The sequence below is a fragment of the Streptomyces sp. NL15-2K genome, assembly GCF_030551255.1.
In the GTDB taxonomy this organism is placed as follows: domain Bacteria; phylum Actinomycetota; class Actinomycetes; order Streptomycetales; family Streptomycetaceae; genus Streptomyces.
In genome coordinates this window covers 10,973,374-10,987,834 of the sequence record NZ_CP130630.1, presented here as the reverse complement: position 1 = coordinate 10,987,834, position 14,461 = coordinate 10,973,374, and the positions used below count along the sequence as shown (strand labels likewise).

Annotated in this window: 14 protein-coding genes; 10 read left to right on the top strand and 4 right to left on the bottom strand. The window is 71.8% G+C overall.

The annotated features are described in order from the left end of the window. Positions 1-31: 31 nt before the first annotated feature. The 6 genes from Q4V64_RS48045 (at position 32) to Q4V64_RS48020 (ending at position 6,486) form a co-directional block, all read left to right on the top strand. Complete coding sequence (locus tag Q4V64_RS48045; protein WP_124444376.1) at positions 32-1,240, top strand: ROK family transcriptional regulator; 1,209 nt, start codon at positions 32-34, stop codon at positions 1,238-1,240. 197 nt (positions 1,241-1,437) lie between these two features. Beyond that, positions 1,438-1,791: a hypothetical protein gene (locus Q4V64_RS48040; protein ID WP_253267375.1), complete on the top strand. Its 354-nt coding sequence runs from the start codon at positions 1,438-1,440 to the stop codon at positions 1,789-1,791. Further along, a complete protein-coding gene (locus Q4V64_RS48035) occupies positions 1,788-2,801 on the top strand; it encodes an acetamidase/formamidase family protein (RefSeq protein WP_124444375.1) in 1,014 nt (337 codons plus the stop codon). Before Q4V64_RS48040 ends, Q4V64_RS48035 begins: the two co-directional genes overlap by 4 nt. A 76-nt stretch (positions 2,802-2,877) precedes the next feature. Continuing rightward, positions 2,878-3,477, top strand: a complete 600-nt coding sequence (locus tag Q4V64_RS48030; protein WP_124444374.1) for an N-acetylmuramoyl-L-alanine amidase — start codon at positions 2,878-2,880, stop codon at positions 3,475-3,477. A gap of 70 nt (positions 3,478-3,547) precedes the next feature. Then, positions 3,548-4,861, top strand: coding sequence for a GAF domain-containing protein (locus tag Q4V64_RS48025; protein ID WP_124444373.1), 1,314 nt, complete (start codon positions 3,548-3,550; stop codon positions 4,859-4,861). A 101-nt stretch (positions 4,862-4,962) separates the two neighbouring features. After that, complete coding sequence (locus tag Q4V64_RS48020) at positions 4,963-6,486, top strand: aldehyde dehydrogenase family protein (protein WP_124444372.1); 1,524 nt, start codon at positions 4,963-4,965, stop codon at positions 6,484-6,486. A gap of 332 nt (positions 6,487-6,818) precedes the next feature. On the opposite strand, the gene Q4V64_RS48015 is transcribed toward Q4V64_RS48020, so the two are convergent. The 3 genes from Q4V64_RS48015 to Q4V64_RS48005 all read right to left on the bottom strand — a co-directional run bounded on the left by Q4V64_RS48015 (position 6,819) and on the right by Q4V64_RS48005 (position 7,910). Then, on the bottom strand, positions 6,819-7,181 hold the full coding sequence (locus tag Q4V64_RS48015) for a hypothetical protein (protein ID WP_172629520.1): 363 nt from the start codon (positions 7,179-7,181) through the stop codon (positions 6,819-6,821). A 100-nt stretch (positions 7,182-7,281) separates the two neighbouring features. Beyond that, positions 7,282-7,482, bottom strand: coding sequence for a hypothetical protein (locus Q4V64_RS48010; protein ID WP_124444371.1), 201 nt, complete (start codon positions 7,480-7,482; stop codon positions 7,282-7,284). Further along, positions 7,479-7,910, bottom strand: a complete 432-nt coding sequence (locus Q4V64_RS48005; RefSeq protein ID WP_124444370.1) for a hypothetical protein — start codon at positions 7,908-7,910, stop codon at positions 7,479-7,481. The genes Q4V64_RS48010 and Q4V64_RS48005 overlap by 4 nt, the downstream gene beginning before the upstream one ends. A 113-nt stretch (positions 7,911-8,023) precedes the next feature. Here Q4V64_RS48005 and Q4V64_RS48000 point away from each other — a divergent pair, with 113 nt between their 5' ends. Genes Q4V64_RS48000 through Q4V64_RS47985 form a run of 4 tightly spaced genes read left to right on the top strand, consistent with a single transcriptional unit; the run spans position 8,024 to position 13,520 of the window. After that, positions 8,024-9,385, top strand: coding sequence for a hypothetical protein (locus Q4V64_RS48000; RefSeq protein WP_124444369.1), 1,362 nt, complete (start codon positions 8,024-8,026; stop codon positions 9,383-9,385). After that, entirely contained in the window at positions 9,385-10,596 is a 1,212-nt protein-coding gene (locus tag Q4V64_RS47995) for a hypothetical protein (RefSeq protein WP_253267374.1), read from the top strand. The genes Q4V64_RS48000 and Q4V64_RS47995 overlap by 1 nt, the downstream gene beginning before the upstream one ends. Before the next feature lie 3 nt (positions 10,597-10,599). Then, positions 10,600-12,258 (top strand): hypothetical protein, encoded by a 1,659-nt coding sequence (locus Q4V64_RS47990; protein ID WP_253267373.1) that lies wholly within the window; start codon positions 10,600-10,602, stop codon positions 12,256-12,258. Positions 12,259-12,275: 17 nt separating this feature from the next. Further along, a complete protein-coding gene (locus Q4V64_RS47985; protein ID WP_253267372.1) occupies positions 12,276-13,520 on the top strand; it encodes a CHAT domain-containing protein in 1,245 nt (414 codons plus the stop codon). Here the strand turns inward: Q4V64_RS47985 and Q4V64_RS47980 are convergent. After that, positions 13,513-14,388 (bottom strand): DUF3592 domain-containing protein, encoded by an 876-nt coding sequence (locus tag Q4V64_RS47980; protein WP_124444368.1) that lies wholly within the window; start codon positions 14,386-14,388, stop codon positions 13,513-13,515. The two genes, Q4V64_RS47985 and Q4V64_RS47980, sit on opposite strands and share 8 nt — an antisense overlap. Positions 14,389-14,461 lie beyond the last annotated feature (73 nt).

Here is a 14,461-nt window from a genome sequence, read left to right as displayed (position 1 = left end):
CGGCCGACACCGACCGAGGACGGACGGAGGCATGACCGCACCGCTGCACGAAGCTCACCCGGCCGGCCCGGGGCGGGCGCTGCCCGACACCCAGCAGGGCATGCGCCGCCGCAACCTGGCCCGGGTGATGCACACCGTCAGCGCCGAGGGCCCTTTGTCCCGAGCCGCCGTCGCCTCGCGGATCGGCCTGACCCGTGCGGCGGTGTCGACCCTCGTCGACGAACTCATCCGCTCGGGGCTGCTGGAGGAACTGGGCCCCGAGCGGCCCGGCCGGGTGGGCCGGCCGGGATCGGCGCTCGCCGTCAGCCGGCGCGGTCCCGCCGGAATCGGCGCCGAGATCGGCGTCGACCACCTCACGGTCTGCGCGGTCGATCTGCGCGGAGAGGTGCGGTCCAGAGCCGTGCGGTACGGCGCGAACCGGGGCCGTACGCCCGGGCCGGTGATCGCGGAGCTCACCACGCTGGTGCGGCAGGTCGTCACCGAGGCGGAGGGCGAGGGCCTGTGGCCCGCGGGCCTGGCCGTGGCCGTCCCCGGGCTCGTGGCGCGCGACGCCCGCACCGTCGTACGGGCCCCGAACCTCCACTGGCAGGACACGGACCTCGGCACCCTGCTGCCCGCCGATTTCCCGCTGACCGTGGGCAACGAGGCCAACTTCGGCGCACTCGCGGAACTCTGGCTCGCTGAGGGCACCCCCCGCGACTTCCTGCACGTGTCGGCGGAGATCGGCATCGGTGCGGCGGTCGTGGTGGACGGGCGGCTGCTGCACGGGACGCGTGGTTTCGCCGGCGAGCTGGGACATGTGCCGGTCCGGCCCGACGGTCCCGAGTGCCCGTGCGGCGGGCGCGGGTGTCTGGAGCAGTACGCCGGTGAGGAGGCGGTACTGCGCGCGGCCGGTCTGGAGCCGGGAGAGGACCGCGTCGGACTGCTCGCGGAGCGCGCCGCGGACGACGACCCGGCCGTACGACGGGCCCTGCACGACGCGGGAGAGGCGCTCGGCATCGCGCTGACGGGTGCGGTCAACCTGCTGGATCCGGAGGGCGTCGTGCTCGGCGGTGCGCTGGCCGGACTCGCGCCCTGGCTGCTGCCGTCGCTGCGGGACGAGTTGGCCCGGCGCACGGCAGGGCCGGCCTGTCCCGTGTCCGTGTCACGGCTCGGCCCCGAGGGGGCGCTGCTCGGGGCCGCGCACTCGGTGGTACGGGCCGTCCTGGACGACCCGGCGGGTGTGACCGAACGGACCTGATCCCGGGCCTGCGTTCACCGCCGCGTTCACTGCCGCGTTCACCCGTCGGGGTGAGCGAGTTTTCCACAGTTCCGCCGTCGTCCACCGAAGCACGGCCTGCTCTTCTGCCCGACCGGCGAGCGCCGTACCGTGATTCACGCGAGGCGCACCCGCCATCGTGGCGGTGGAGCGTGTCGGAGTGGACGAGGGGGGTTCACATGTCGGGGGATACGGCTGAGGGGCTGCGGCGCGACGTCATCGGCCTGCGCGAGGTGCTGTTCGGCTTCCTCGTCATGCGGCACCTGCTCCTGCCCGCCCTGGGCATCGTCGCGTTCGTGCCCGCCCCGCCGACCGCCGCCGGCCTGCCTGGCTTCGACTTCGTCTCCGAACCGACCGTGCCTGTGTCGTACGCCGGACCGATCGTCGCGGTCTGGATGGCTGCGGGAGTCGTGGTCCTGGTGGTGCTGATACGACGGCGCCCCGGGCGCACACCCGAAAACGCCTGTGTCCATCTCGACGAACCCCCTTCCCCTTCCCCCTGCTTTCGACAGAACGGAGCAGTGCGACGATGAGCGATCCCCGCATCCTGACCGTGCGCCCCCAACCGGGCGAGTACGCCTGGACGTTCGGTGGCGCGCCGCCCGTGGCGCGCATCACGCCCGGTACGGTTCTCGACCTGTACACGGAGGACTGCTTCGCCGGACGGGTGCGGTCCGAGAAGGACCTGGTGTCCGAGGTGTGCGAGTTCCCGTTCCTCAACCCTCAGACCGGGCCTTTCCACGTCGAGGGTGCCGAGCCGGGCGATACGGTCGCCGTGCACTTCGTGTCGATCGAACCGGCCCGGGACTGGGCCGCTTCCACCACGGTCCCGCTCTTCGGCGCGCTCACCTCGACGCACACCACGGCCACGCTGCAAGCCCCGCTCCCGGAGACCGTCTGGATCTGGCAGCTCGACCGGACCCGCCGCACGGCGCTGTTCCGCGCCCACGACAGCGACATCGAGGCCGAGCTGCCCCTCGACCCGATGCACGGCACCGTGGGCGTGGCCCCGGCCAACCTGGAAGTGCGCTCCGCCCTGGTGCCCGACGCGCACGGCGGGAACATGGACACGCCCGAGATGCGGGCCGGCGTCACCTGCTACCTCGGGGTGAACGTCGAAGGCGCACTGCTCAGCCTCGGCGACGGCCACGCCCGGCAGGGCGAGGGGGAGACCTGCGGCGTCGCCGTCGAGTGTGCGATGAACACCGTGGTGATCGTCGAGCTGCTCAAAGGTGTCGCCACGCCCTGGCCGCGCATCGAGTCGGACACGCACATCGTCTCGACGGGTTCGGCACGCCCGTTGGAGGACGCGTTCCGCATATCCCAGCTCGACCTCGTGCAGTGGCTGGTGCGCGACTACGGGTTCAGTGAGCTGGACGCCTACCAGTTCGCGACCCAGGCCGTGGAGTCGCCGTTGGCCAACGTGTGCGACACCAACTACACGTGCGTGGCCAAGCTCCGCAAGCAGTGGCTGCCCGCGCGTGAGACGCACCGCGGAATGCACGCGCGGCTGCGGGAGACGGCGGCGGCGCTGCGCGGCTGAGCAGCCCTCACCAGGCATTGAGCACGCCCCAGCGCCCTCAGGAAACACGACTCGAACCATCGAAAGGCACTCGTCCATGGACCGCGCAAGACCGCTCCGCAGCAGGCGACGGCTGCTGAGGGGCGCCGCCCTCGCCGCCGTCCCGTACGCGCTGCTCCCCCAGGCACACGCCGGAGCCGGACAGCAGGCGGTCGACCACCCCTTGGCCGAGTGGCAGCCGGCGACCCCGTCCAACTACACGGCGGCCAACCGCCCCACGACGTATCCGCTCGACTACGTGATCATCCACGTCACGCAGGAGACGTACGCCGGCACGCTGTCCGTCTTCCAGAACCCGAAGAAGAAGGTGTCCGCGCACTACCTCGTCCGGTCTGCCGACGGGCACGTGGCGCAGTGCGTCCGCGAGGCCGACATCGCCTGGCACGCGGGGAACTGGGACCGCAACACCCGCGGCATCGGCATCGAGCACGAAGGGTGGGTGGACCAGCCGGCCTACTTCACGGACGCCCTGTACGAACGGTCGGCCGCACTGACGGCGGCGATATGTGCGAAGTACGGCATCCCGAAGGACCGTGCGCACATCATCGGGCACCACGAGGTGCCGGGCACGGACCACACCGATCCCGGCCCGAACTGGGACTGGGCGCGCTACATACGGCTGGTCAACTTCGTCTGACCGCGTCGGCAGGACTTCGTTCGGGCGAGCGTGGTCGAAACGGTTGTCCGCGCGCGTACCCGGCGTGACGATGGCCCCAAGTGCATCGCCGTTCAGGGAGGCCGAGTTGACCGATCCATGGGTGGCCCTGGAACCGGGGGCCGACCCTGCCGAGCGTGTGCGGATGCTGCGTCGCGCGCACGAGACGTTCACCGAGGCGGGTACCGTGCCGCGTCCGGTCCGCTCGGTCGTGGCCGACTCGTGGCGGCGTTCCGCGCGGGCCGGTGTCGGGCCCGACGGCACCGCGAACGTGGAGCTCGCGGACGGTGACCTCGGCGCCTACCGGGCCGAGCATCCGCTGGCGCGGGTGATGCCGCTGTTCCGTGAACTACTGGGCACGTTCGCGGCCGACGGCGAGCACCTCCTCGCGGTGTGCGACGAGCACGGCAGGCTACTGTGGGTCGAGGGGCATGCGACCACCCGCCGGAGGGCGGGGCGGATGAACTTCGTGCCGGGTGCGCGCTGGGCCGAGTCCGCGGTCGGGACGAACGCACCGGGTACGGCCGTCGCGGTCGACCGGCCGGTGCAGGTTTTCGCGGCCGAGCACTTCATCCGGCGCGTGCAGCCCTGGACCTGTGCGGCGGCCCCGGTGCACGATCCGCGCTCCGGGCGGGTGCTCGGCGCCGTGGACATCACCGGCGGGGACGGGCTCGCGCACCCGCACAGCCTGGGATTCGTCCAGGCCGTGGCGCGCGCCGCCGAGTCACAGCTGGCGTTGCTCCCGCCTGTCGGCCCGGCCGCCGACACGCCTGGGCTGACCGCGCTGGGCCGCGACGAGGCGCAGCTGCTGACCGGCGGGCGCAGGGTCCGGCTCAGCCGTCGGCACAGCGAGCTGCTGGTGCTGCTGGCCCGCCATCCGGAGGGGCTGACGGGCGACGAGCTGCTGTGCGCGCTGTACGAGGACGAGTCGGTGCCGCCGGTGACACTGCGCGCCGAACTGGCCCGGCTGCGCAGGCTGCTCGGCCCCGGCCTGCTGGCCTCACGTCCCTACCGGCTCACCGTCCCGGTCGAGTCCGATGTCGCCGTCGTCGAGCGGCGACTGGAGACCGGAGCGGTCACGGCGGCCGCCTCGGCGTACGCCGGTCCGCTCCTGCCCGCTTCCCAGGCCCCGGCGGTGGTGCGGCTGCGGCGCCGTCTCGCCGACGGTCTGCGTACGGCGTTGATCGCCCGCCGCGATCCGGACCTCCTGGCGGACTGGGCGCACGCGCCGTGGGGTGAGGACGACCTCGACGTATGGCGGGCGCTGGCCGCGGTACGGCCGACCCCGGCGGTGCGGTCCCGCCTCGCCGCGCTGGAGTGCGAGCTGGCGGCACCGGCCGCGTGGCCACGTCCGGCGGCCCGCTGATCAAAGGCTCGCGCCACGCAACGTAGGTGCAACCTGCCGCCGCCTAGCCTCGCGCCGAGAGCTGCCCAACGGCGGGCAGCGCTTCTGAAGGAGGCAGCAGCATGACCCGTTACGCGGCGCCCGGCACCGAGGGCGCGATCGTCTCCTACCAGGCGCGCTACGACCACTTCATCGGTGGCGAGTACGTGCCGCCGGCCCGCGGACAGTACTTCGAGAACCCGTCCCCGGTGAACGGGCAGCCGTTCACCGAGATCGCGCGCGGCACGGCGCAGGACGTGGAGCGGGCGCTCGACGCGGCGCACGCGGCCGCCCCGGCCTGGGGCCGCACGTCGGTGACCGAGCGCTCCGACATCCTGCTCAGGATCGCCGACCGCATGGAGGCGCACCTGGAGCCGCTGGCCGTCGCCGAGACCTGGGAGAACGGCAAGCCGGTGCGCGAGACGCTGGCGGCCGACATCCCGCTCGCCATCGACCACTTCCGCTATTTCGCGGGCGCGATCCGCGCCCAGGAGGGCTCGCTCGGCGAGCTCGACGACGACACGGTGGCGTACCACTTCCACGAGCCGCTCGGCGTCGTCGCGCAGATCATCCCGTGGAACTTCCCGATCCTCATGGCGACTTGGAAGCTGGCGCCCGCGCTCGCCGCGGGCAACGCGGTCGTCATCAAGCCGGCCGAGCAGACCCCGGCCTCCCTCCACTACTGGATGAGCCTGATCGCCGATCTGCTCCCGCCGGGTGTGGTGAACATCGTCAACGGTTTCGGCGCGGAGGCGGGCAAGCCGCTGGCGTCCAGCCCGCGGGTGGCGAAGGTGGCGTTCACGGGTGAGACCACGACAGGGCGGCTGATCATGCAGTACGCCTCGGAGAACATCAAGCCGGTCACACTGGAGCTCGGCGGCAAGTCGCCCAACATCTTCTTCGACGACGTATGGGCACAGAACGACGACTTCCGCGACAAGGCGCTCGAAGGCTTCACCATGTTCGCCCTCAACCAGGGTGAGGTGTGCACCTGCCCGTCCCGGGCGCTGGTCCAGCGCGGCCACTACGCGGAGTTCCTCGAGGCGGCCGTCGCCCGCACCGAGCTGATCAAGCCGGGCCATCCCCTCGACACCGACACGATGATCGGCGCGCAGGCGTCCAACGACCAGCTGGAGAAGATCCTCTCCTACCTGGACATCGGCCGGCAGGAAGGCGCGAGGGTCCTCACCGGCGGTGAACGCGTCGAGTACGACGGTGAGTTGAAGGGCGGCTACTACGTCCAGCCGACGATCTTCGAGGGCGACAACCGCATGCGGATCTTCCAGGAGGAGATCTTCGGTCCGGTGGTCTCGGTGACCTCCTTCGACGACTTCGACGACGCCATCAAGATCGCCAACGACACGCTGTACGGTCTCGGCGCGGGCGTCTGGACCCGGGACATCAACACGGCGTACCGGGCCGGCCGGGCGATCCAGGCCGGACGGGTCTGGACCAACTGCTACCACGCCTACCCGGCGCATGCGGCGTTCGGCGGCTACAAGCAGTCCGGCATCGGCCGTGAGACGCACAAGATGATGCTGGAGCACTATCAGCAGACGAAGAACCTTCTTGTTTCATACAGTCCGAAGAAACTTGGGTTCTTCTAGAACCTGGAGTCGGTTGCCTGGAGTCATCGTTGCGCAATACCCGTAGGCAGCGTACGAACCACCGACAGAAGAGGGTGGCGACGGTCCGGGATGACACCGCGGCTGGGCCATTGCTGCGGGCAGGCAGGGCGGCTGCCGCTACTGCTCAGGCACGGCGCCGATTCCTCCAGAGGAGGCGGTGGCGTTGACGCGCAAGGCATGCGTGACACCTGGCGCAGGCCACTGGGCCACGTCCCACACAGCGCCCCAGCCGTGACGGGGCTTGGAGGAGATCGGCCATCCGGTAGGCCTCCCGCAGGAGTTGGGACACCTTGTGGTCTCCGTCGGCTTGGTCACAGCACGACACGGAACAGGTTCCCGGACGGGTCGACCACGGCGTCGAGGCGGAGCCCCACACACAGGGCGGGATGCTCTGAGCGCTTCCAGGTGGCCTCGAACGTCCGGAAGCCCAGCCCGCTGACCCGCAGGACGACCACGGCACCGCCGTCGTCCCCGGTGTCCCATTCGGTCAGCTCGATGATCTCCGCGGTCGCCGGAACCCCGAAGGCGTCGAGCCGCCGGTTGTGTCTCCGTTCGGCGGCGACGGTGAGCCCCACCACGAAGCCCAGGGGAACGAGGACCACCGTGCATACCATGCCGGTGATCACCAGGCCCTGACCGGCGAAGACGCCGAGGACCATCAGGAACGGTCCCAACAGTCCAAGTGCCGCGAGAAAAAGGTGTATCCAGGCGGCCGCCCAGGGACCGACCTTCGACACCTGTGTCGGCGTGGGGCCGTTCTCCCCGTCGGTCACATCACAGTCGCGGTCTCTCGGCCACGCCCCGCGCCGGCTGCGCCGCGAAGGCGCGCAGGGCGTCGAGGCGCTCCGGGTCGTAGGGCAAGGAGTGGCGGGGCACTCCCGGCTGCCCGATGACGGTCTCCATATCCAGCACCCGACCGTCGAAGGTGAGCAGGGCGGTGTCGTTCGCCACCACCTCGTACGGCGGTGTCGTCACGACGTCGCTCCGTCTCCCGCGTAGAGGTAGCCACCGGGGTTGGCGGGGTCCGCGATCAGGAGTACCTGATCACCGACGCGGGGGATGCGCAGTTTCGAAACGATGGTCTGGAGCGTGATCGGGTCGGCGGTGGCCCCGGCCCCGGTCAGCTGGAGGACCAGGTCGACGACCGGGTCGAAGTTGACCAGCCTGCCGGTGTCGCTGATCGCCACGACGACGGCGGTGATCGTCGGTACGCCCATGGCGAGCAACTGCTGCACAGTGGCACCGGAGTTGTACGCGCCGATCGACTGCTGGAGCTTGGCGTAGTCCTCGCGGCCGAGCGTCGCGCGTGTCATACGGCCGTAGAAACCCTTGCCGCCGGCCACCTGCTCCGCGATCTTCGCGGCCTTCTCCTCGCGGCTCTTGCCCTTGCCGAAGATTCCCATGCTGTGCCTGCCCTTCCGGTCCGTTCTGCCTGGTGGTGTGGACGTTAGGAGGCGGGCAGCGCCTACCGATCCCAGGTTCGACCGCCAGTTCCCCCAGGACGTACGCTCTGCCCATGCCGTCCCCGAGCCAGCCGTCGACCGGCGAGCGCCGTCCGCGCGCCATGGTCATCGACACGGCTTGGCGCGGCCTCGGGCCGGGTCCCCGGGCGCTGAGCGGGCCCGGTGGCGCGCCGCTGACCCGGACGGTCAAGCTGATCGTGCTGCCGCTGATCGTCCGGCCCGCGCTGCGTCCGGAGCTCGCCACCGACTTCCTCGACGCGCGGGAGGCGGAGCAACTCGACGCGCTGATACGGGAGTCCGGTGCGGTTCTGGAAGCGACGGCACGGTGGTTCACGCTGCTGAAGAAGACCCGCCGGGCACTGGGAATCGTGGCGGGCAACCCCCAGGACCTGTACTTCCAGCGGTGCTTCGAGCTGGCGACCGAGCACGGGGCGCCGGGGCCCGGCGCGGACGCGGTGGCGAGGGCGGTCCTCGAAGACGTCGTGGACGCTTCCGGCGGACGGACGGTGGAGGCGCTGAAGGAGCATCTGGCGGACGCCGCCCGACGCGCCCGGCTCGACGCCGAGTTGGCAACGGCGTGGGACGGACGCGAGGCGGTACCAGGCGCCGCCGATACGGGCCTGGCGGCCGAGGTTCTCGAGGCCTGCGGTGCGGCGGGGGCTGTTGCGCCGGCCTTCGACGCCATGGTCCGGGCCGGGCACGGCAGCCTGCTCGGGCGAGCCCTGTGGGCGGCGCACCCGGCCGACGTCTGGGACCGCGTCGACGTACCCCCGCACCTCGGACTGACCGCGCACCGCGTGCCCCCGCGCCCCGAGGTCGGCCGGAGTGCCTCGACCGCCACCCTCCCCGCGCCGTTCGACCGCACGCTCTTCGAACGGCTCTTCACCGTGCTCCAGGCGTCGACCCACCGCGAGCAGCTGCCGACCGTGCCGGAGCTCGTCTGGCGGGAGGTCGACCGCAGCTGCGCCCCGCTGGGCCTGTACGACGAGAGCCTGCGCGTCACTGTCGTGCTCGGCGGCCGACTCGCGGTGGGCCTCGATCCGCTGGGCGCCGGGACCTCCGTGGCGGGGTCGACGGCGGCACACCGCATCGTCAACAGCCGCTGGCGGCGGGAGGCTTCGGTCCTCCGAGCCCGCAGGATGACCGTCTCCCCCCGCCCCGACCCGGACGGCGGTGTGCTGAACGCCCTCGCCCAGGACCTGCGCACCCCATGGGCCGCGTACATGCGGCGCCTTTGGGTACGGCTGCACGGGCGCGACGTCCGCGACGCGGCACTGCCCGACGCGGCATCGGCCTGGGGCGTGCTCGACGGGGTCGCCCGCTCGGTGATGATGGACCACCGCGCACGAGTCCGTACGGCACTGCGCACCCTGTCGGCGGCCGCCGAGCCCGCCGCCGAGCCGAGGAGCGCGTGATGCCTGAACGGCGCTGTGACATCACGCGAGCCGAGGACGGCACCGTACGCATCGCGGGACCCTCCGCCGGTCCCACGTTCACCCGGGCCGTTCTCGAAGTCGCGGGCGCCGTCCTGACCTGGCCCGTCCTCGGCCCGACAGGTCCCCCGGCTGCGGAGATCCACGACGTGGGGCAGGCCCAGCAGTGGCTGTGGGCGGTCTACGGCGAGCGCACGGCCGCCGCTGTCGACGCCGTCGCGTCGGGAACGCCAGCCGCCGAACTGACGCTGCCCGAGCAGCCGACCGCACTCGCCGAGGCTGCCGCCCGCCTCGCCCTCGGGCACTGGGCGTCCCGCTGGTGGCCGACGTCGTACCTGGACGGGATTCCCGCGCTCGAACCGAACGTGCTGGGGCTGGAGTTGGCCGCACTGACCCACGAGTGCCAGCAGCTCCTCGACGAGTCAGGTGAGGTGGAGGGTGCCGAACTGCTGGAGGAGCACCTGGCCGCGCTCGACCCGCTGATCCGTTGGCTTCAGTCGGCGGCCCCGCCTCGCCAACTGGACCGTGTCCTACGGCTGATCGACGACGCGGCCGACAACGTCGGGCTGGACGGGGAGGCACTACGGCGCCTCGGATCGGCCCTGGAACAGGACCACAGGCCGACCGCCACGCCGCTCGACCTCACCGAACTCTTCGCACGGCAGCAGGAGTTCGCCCTTGCGGCAGGTAGTCTCGGCACCGCGACTGACCGCCGCGTGATCGCCCGGGGTTCGGGGACCAACGACTGGTGCCGCTATCCTCCCGGCTTCGTCGACGCGGCCGAGGACGCCGTCTCCTGGACCGTGTACGCGGTCGGCGCCGGGCGGCGGATCGAGGTCGAGGTCGTCGCCGACATCGCGGCCCCCGTGGGCGGGGTGCACCTCGCGGCGGAGGTCCACGTGGACGGCAGCCCGCCGAACCGCGTTCCGCTGGCCAGGCGGGACGACGTGTGGACCGGCCGGGCGGACCTGGACATCCCGGCCTCGACGACACCGAGCATCGAAGTCGGCATCCTGCTGCCGGGGTTCGACCCGGGACCGGGTGCCGATGACCGTGCGGCACGTGAGGCGGTACGAGCCCTGGCCCGGCACCGGCTCGGCGTCGCGGCGGCACCGCACGACAGCGAGGCCGCACACCCGGACCCGTTCCTCGCCGAGATCGCGGCTACCGCTGCCGTGGAGGAGGACTTCTAGCCCATGCCGGAAGACCCGAAAGACCCGAAAGACCTGGAAGACCCGGAAGACGCAGCGGAACGGGAAGAGCAGGCGGCGGGGCTCAGCTACGGCGAGCCCTTCGACAGCGGCTTCGCGCTCGCCGAACGCCATCAACTCACCCCGGATCTCCCGGCAGCGCTGGCCGTCTACGGCGAACTCCTGGCCGTGGCCGAGTCGTTCGAGGACTCTCCCGACGTACGACTTCTGCGCGGGCACCTGTTGTCCGACATCGGGACGGTTCAGCTCGCGGCCACCGATCTGCCCGGGGCAGCACTGTCCATCGGGCGGTCCCTCGATCTGGTGCGGGGCATCGCGTCCGTGCCGATGGGACCGAACGGCCGCCGACTGTGGCAGGAGGTCCTGCTGAAGACACTGCTGGCCACGGTCGAACTGCTGCGCAGGACCGGGCGGTTCGACGAGGCGCAGGAGGCGATGGACGAGGCGACGGCCCTGTTGTCGGAGTTCGACGACCTCGAAGGGCTGCGCACCGCCGAGATCGGCCTGAGCCGGGTGCATCTGCTGATGGACCGCAGCGCGTGGGGCGCGGCCGAGGAACTGGCCTCCGCGCTGCTCGCCGACGCGCCGCTCACCGAGCCGTATCTGCTGGACTGTCTGGGGGTCGTCTGCGCCTCGACCGTGCGGTTCGAGCAGGCGGAGGACTACTTCGCCCGCGCGGAGGAGGCCTGTCTGACGCTGGGCCACCACGCGGGGCGCCAGCAGGTGCTCTCCCACCGGGCGTACGCGGCGCTGCGGGCCGGCGACCTCGACCGCGCGGAGGAGTTGTACGCGGAGGTCGCCGAGATCTTCGAACGGCAGGGCCAGGCCGAGGACTTGGCGGTCTGCGAACAGGCCCGTGCCGCCATCGCCGCACACCGCGGGGACGCGGCCGGTGCTGCCGCCCTGACGGCGTCCAGCCTGGCCCGCTTCCAGCAGGTCGGTGCCGCGATCGCCGCCGCCGACACCATGCTGATGGGTGCCCGGCACGCGTACGAGCGGGGCGACATCGACGAGATGAAGCGGCTCGCCCAGGGCGCGCGGGACGTGTACCAGGAGCGCGGGGTGTACGAGCGGTGCGCCCAGGTGGACCTGATGCTCGCGCGAACCCTTGAGGACAACCTGAACCGGACCGACCACGGCGACCACGAACGGACCTCGCTCGCAGGCGCGCTCTCCCTCGCCCTGCCCGCCGCCCTGACGCTGGAAGCGGCCCGCTACGACTTCGCCACCGCCCACGCCCGCAGCCAGTGGCTCCAACTGGCCGACGAAGCCATGCAGTTGGTCTTCCGCCTGGCCCTCCGCAGCAACGACCAGGGGCTGATCTTCGAGCTGGTGGAACACCGGTGCGCGGGCGCCTCCCTGGCGCTGAGCCGTACGTCCACCGCCGACAAGGCGGCGGTCTTCCCGGACGCCGCCATGAAGACGTACGCCCCCGATGACGACGCTCCCCCGACGCTGGGCGGCATCGCGGCCGAGGCCGCCGCCTCCGTCGGCCTGCGGGTCGCACCGCCACCGAAGATCGTGATGTCGGCGGAGGCGGGCGGCCGTACCGCGCTCCAGGAGTACGTCCAGGCAGCCGAGTTCCGCTATCACCGGCGGATCGTGAGCGAGGAAGAGGTGCCGTTCTGTCCGCCGACGATCTGACCGACCCGAACCGTCCGGTGGTCCAGGTCCGCCTCGCCGACGCCGGTGACCTGCACATGACCTGGACGTGGGCCCGTGGGGCCCAGGGCTTCGGCACCGGGTACACCCCGGGGCCGGACGTGGACGAGGCCATCCGCGCGCTGGCCGCCGCGCTGCCGGGCGGCGGCACGGAAGGCATGCGGCGCGCGTTCGAATCCGGCGCGCTGGCCACGTACGAGGAAGAGCGCCGTCTCTCCCGCTTGCTGGCCGAAGTGCTGTGGCCGCCGGGCCTGACCGACCAGATCCGCCAGGTATCCGCCCACCTGGGCCGTCCGCTGATGCGGCTCCAGCCGTCGCCCCGGGTCGCCCAGGTTCCCTGGGAGCTGCTCGCCGTGGACGGTGACGACAGCGACGTACGGCTGATCGACCTCGTGGACATCGCCACCACGGCACCGGCATCGCTACGACGGGCAGGCACCACCCCTACCGATCAGGACCGGCACTCGGACGCCGTGGTTCTCGTCCTGGACCCCCGCGTCCCCGGCTTCCGCGCCGACTCCCCGCTCGGCTCGGTCCTGGGGCAGCCCGGCTCGGACCCGGCACTGCTGTCCCTCGTACGGCGGAGGCTCGACGCGGGCACCGTCGTACCGTCCGTCGCCACCCCCGCCGAGGCCTTCCGCCGCACCGACCTCGACCGCGACTGGCTGGGCGAGGCGCTGCGCAAGGGTGCCCGTCGACTGATGTACGTCGGTCACGTCAGCGGCGCCCCCGTCGAGGGCGGGCAGAGCGAGGACGTCACCCTCCACCTGTGCTGCGGCCCGGAGACCACGGGGATGACCGAACCGGTGCGCACCCACCGCCCGTTGTCCGCCAAGGATCTTCTCCTGGGCACGCTCCCGCTGCGCGCGGACGGTGTGCCGGGCGCTCGACTCTGGCCCGCGCCGCCGCGCGTCGCGCTGATCGCCTGCGAGAGCGGCGGCGATCTCCGCTTCGCCGAGTCCTTCGGCCTGGCGACGGCGATGATCCACAACGGCGCCCAACTGGTCACCGCCACCCGCTGGGTGCTCCCCACCAGCTTCGCCTTCCACCGCCTGGCCGGTCTGCCGGAGTCCGCACGACCGCTCACTGAGGCCGTGGTCGCCGTGGACGCGGCCCACGAGGACCACGACCCGGTCCGCCGTCTCGGCGCCTGGCAGCGACAGCAGCTCGACCAGTGGCGCGCCGACGGCCGGATCGAGCACTCACCCCTCCTCTGGGCGGCCCTGACCTGCATCGTCAGGTGAAGGGCCAGGGGTGGTGGAGGCAGTAACCGCCCACCCCGATCGCGGCGATCCCGGTGACCAGCAGGGTGGCGACGAACCTGATGTTCCACGTGCGCTCACGGCGTTCGTGGTCGGGGTCGGCGGTGAGGAGGGACGGGTCGGCGGGCGCGTAACGGAGGGGGATGTCACGGCCGAGGGACTTGGCGATGTCCCGGATGCCCTGTGTGCACAGCGCGGTCACCTCGACGCCCTCGTGGGTGGTGAAGGCGACGACGGAAGCGTGGCTGACGCTCTCGCTGCCTTCGCCGTCGGAATAGACATCCCTGGTGACGGCGACCACGCGACCCTGGACGGTGACGCCCTCGGCCAGTTGAGCGGCGCGGGCGCGTGCGTACTCGCCGTCCCGGCTCAACGCGACGACGAGGAGCAGCAGGCCACCGACGCAGATCAGCCCCCACTGCCAGCCCCACGCGAAGAACGACTGGACGACCAGTCCCAACACCAGCAGGATCACCATGCAGTTCGGCCCGCCGACCCCGGAGGTCCGCCCCTCGCTGTCCAGCATGAGGTAGAACCGCTCCGGCCGCCGCCGCGGAAACCGGACCGGGAACTCCTGCCCCACCCAGGCCACTTGCACCCGGTCGCCCCGCTTGTTCTCGTGCCGCAGCCTGAACTCCCGCCCGGTGCCGGGGTCCTGGTACACGATCGTCACCGGTATCCCGTGCTTCCCCGACTCACCGTGTCCCGGCGGATCCACCTCCACGACCCGAGCCGTCACCCACACCGCCCGCTGCGGCCGGGTCAGCCCGGCCAGCGAACACGCATAACCCACCAACGCCAGCCCAGCGGGCACCATCCACCACAGCCCGAGCATCTTCTGCAGGTCCATGCCGCGAGGCTCTCGCTGCCGGGGACTCCTACCGATCCCAGGTTCGGGTCGGGCCGGCCATCTCTTTCGATCC

Bases quoted from the DNA above. Each gene is read 5' to 3' on its own strand.
- Q4V64_RS48045 (WP_124444376.1), top strand. From the start codon at position 32: ATGACCGCACCGCTGCACGAAGCTCACCCGGCCGGCCCGGGGCGGGCG.
- Q4V64_RS48040 (WP_253267375.1), top strand. From the start codon at position 1,438: ATGTCGGGGGATACGGCTGAGGGGCTGCGGCGCGACGTCATCGGCCTG.
- Q4V64_RS48035 (WP_124444375.1), top strand. From the start codon at position 1,788: ATGAGCGATCCCCGCATCCTGACCGTGCGCCCCCAACCGGGCGAGTAC.
- Q4V64_RS48030 (WP_124444374.1), top strand. From the start codon at position 2,878: ATGGACCGCGCAAGACCGCTCCGCAGCAGGCGACGGCTGCTGAGGGGC.
- Q4V64_RS48025 (WP_124444373.1), top strand. From the start codon at position 3,548: ATGGCCCCAAGTGCATCGCCGTTCAGGGAGGCCGAGTTGACCGATCCA.
- Q4V64_RS48020 (WP_124444372.1), top strand. From the start codon at position 4,963: ATGACCCGTTACGCGGCGCCCGGCACCGAGGGCGCGATCGTCTCCTAC.
- Q4V64_RS48005 (WP_124444370.1), bottom strand. From the start codon at position 7,910: ATGGGAATCTTCGGCAAGGGCAAGAGCCGCGAGGAGAAGGCCGCGAAG.
- Q4V64_RS48000 (WP_124444369.1), top strand. From the start codon at position 8,024: ATGCCGTCCCCGAGCCAGCCGTCGACCGGCGAGCGCCGTCCGCGCGCC.
- Q4V64_RS47995 (WP_253267374.1), top strand. From the start codon at position 9,385: ATGCCTGAACGGCGCTGTGACATCACGCGAGCCGAGGACGGCACCGTA.
- Q4V64_RS47990 (WP_253267373.1), top strand. From the start codon at position 10,600: ATGCCGGAAGACCCGAAAGACCCGAAAGACCTGGAAGACCCGGAAGAC.
- Q4V64_RS47980 (WP_124444368.1), bottom strand. From the start codon at position 14,388: ATGGACCTGCAGAAGATGCTCGGGCTGTGGTGGATGGTGCCCGCTGGG.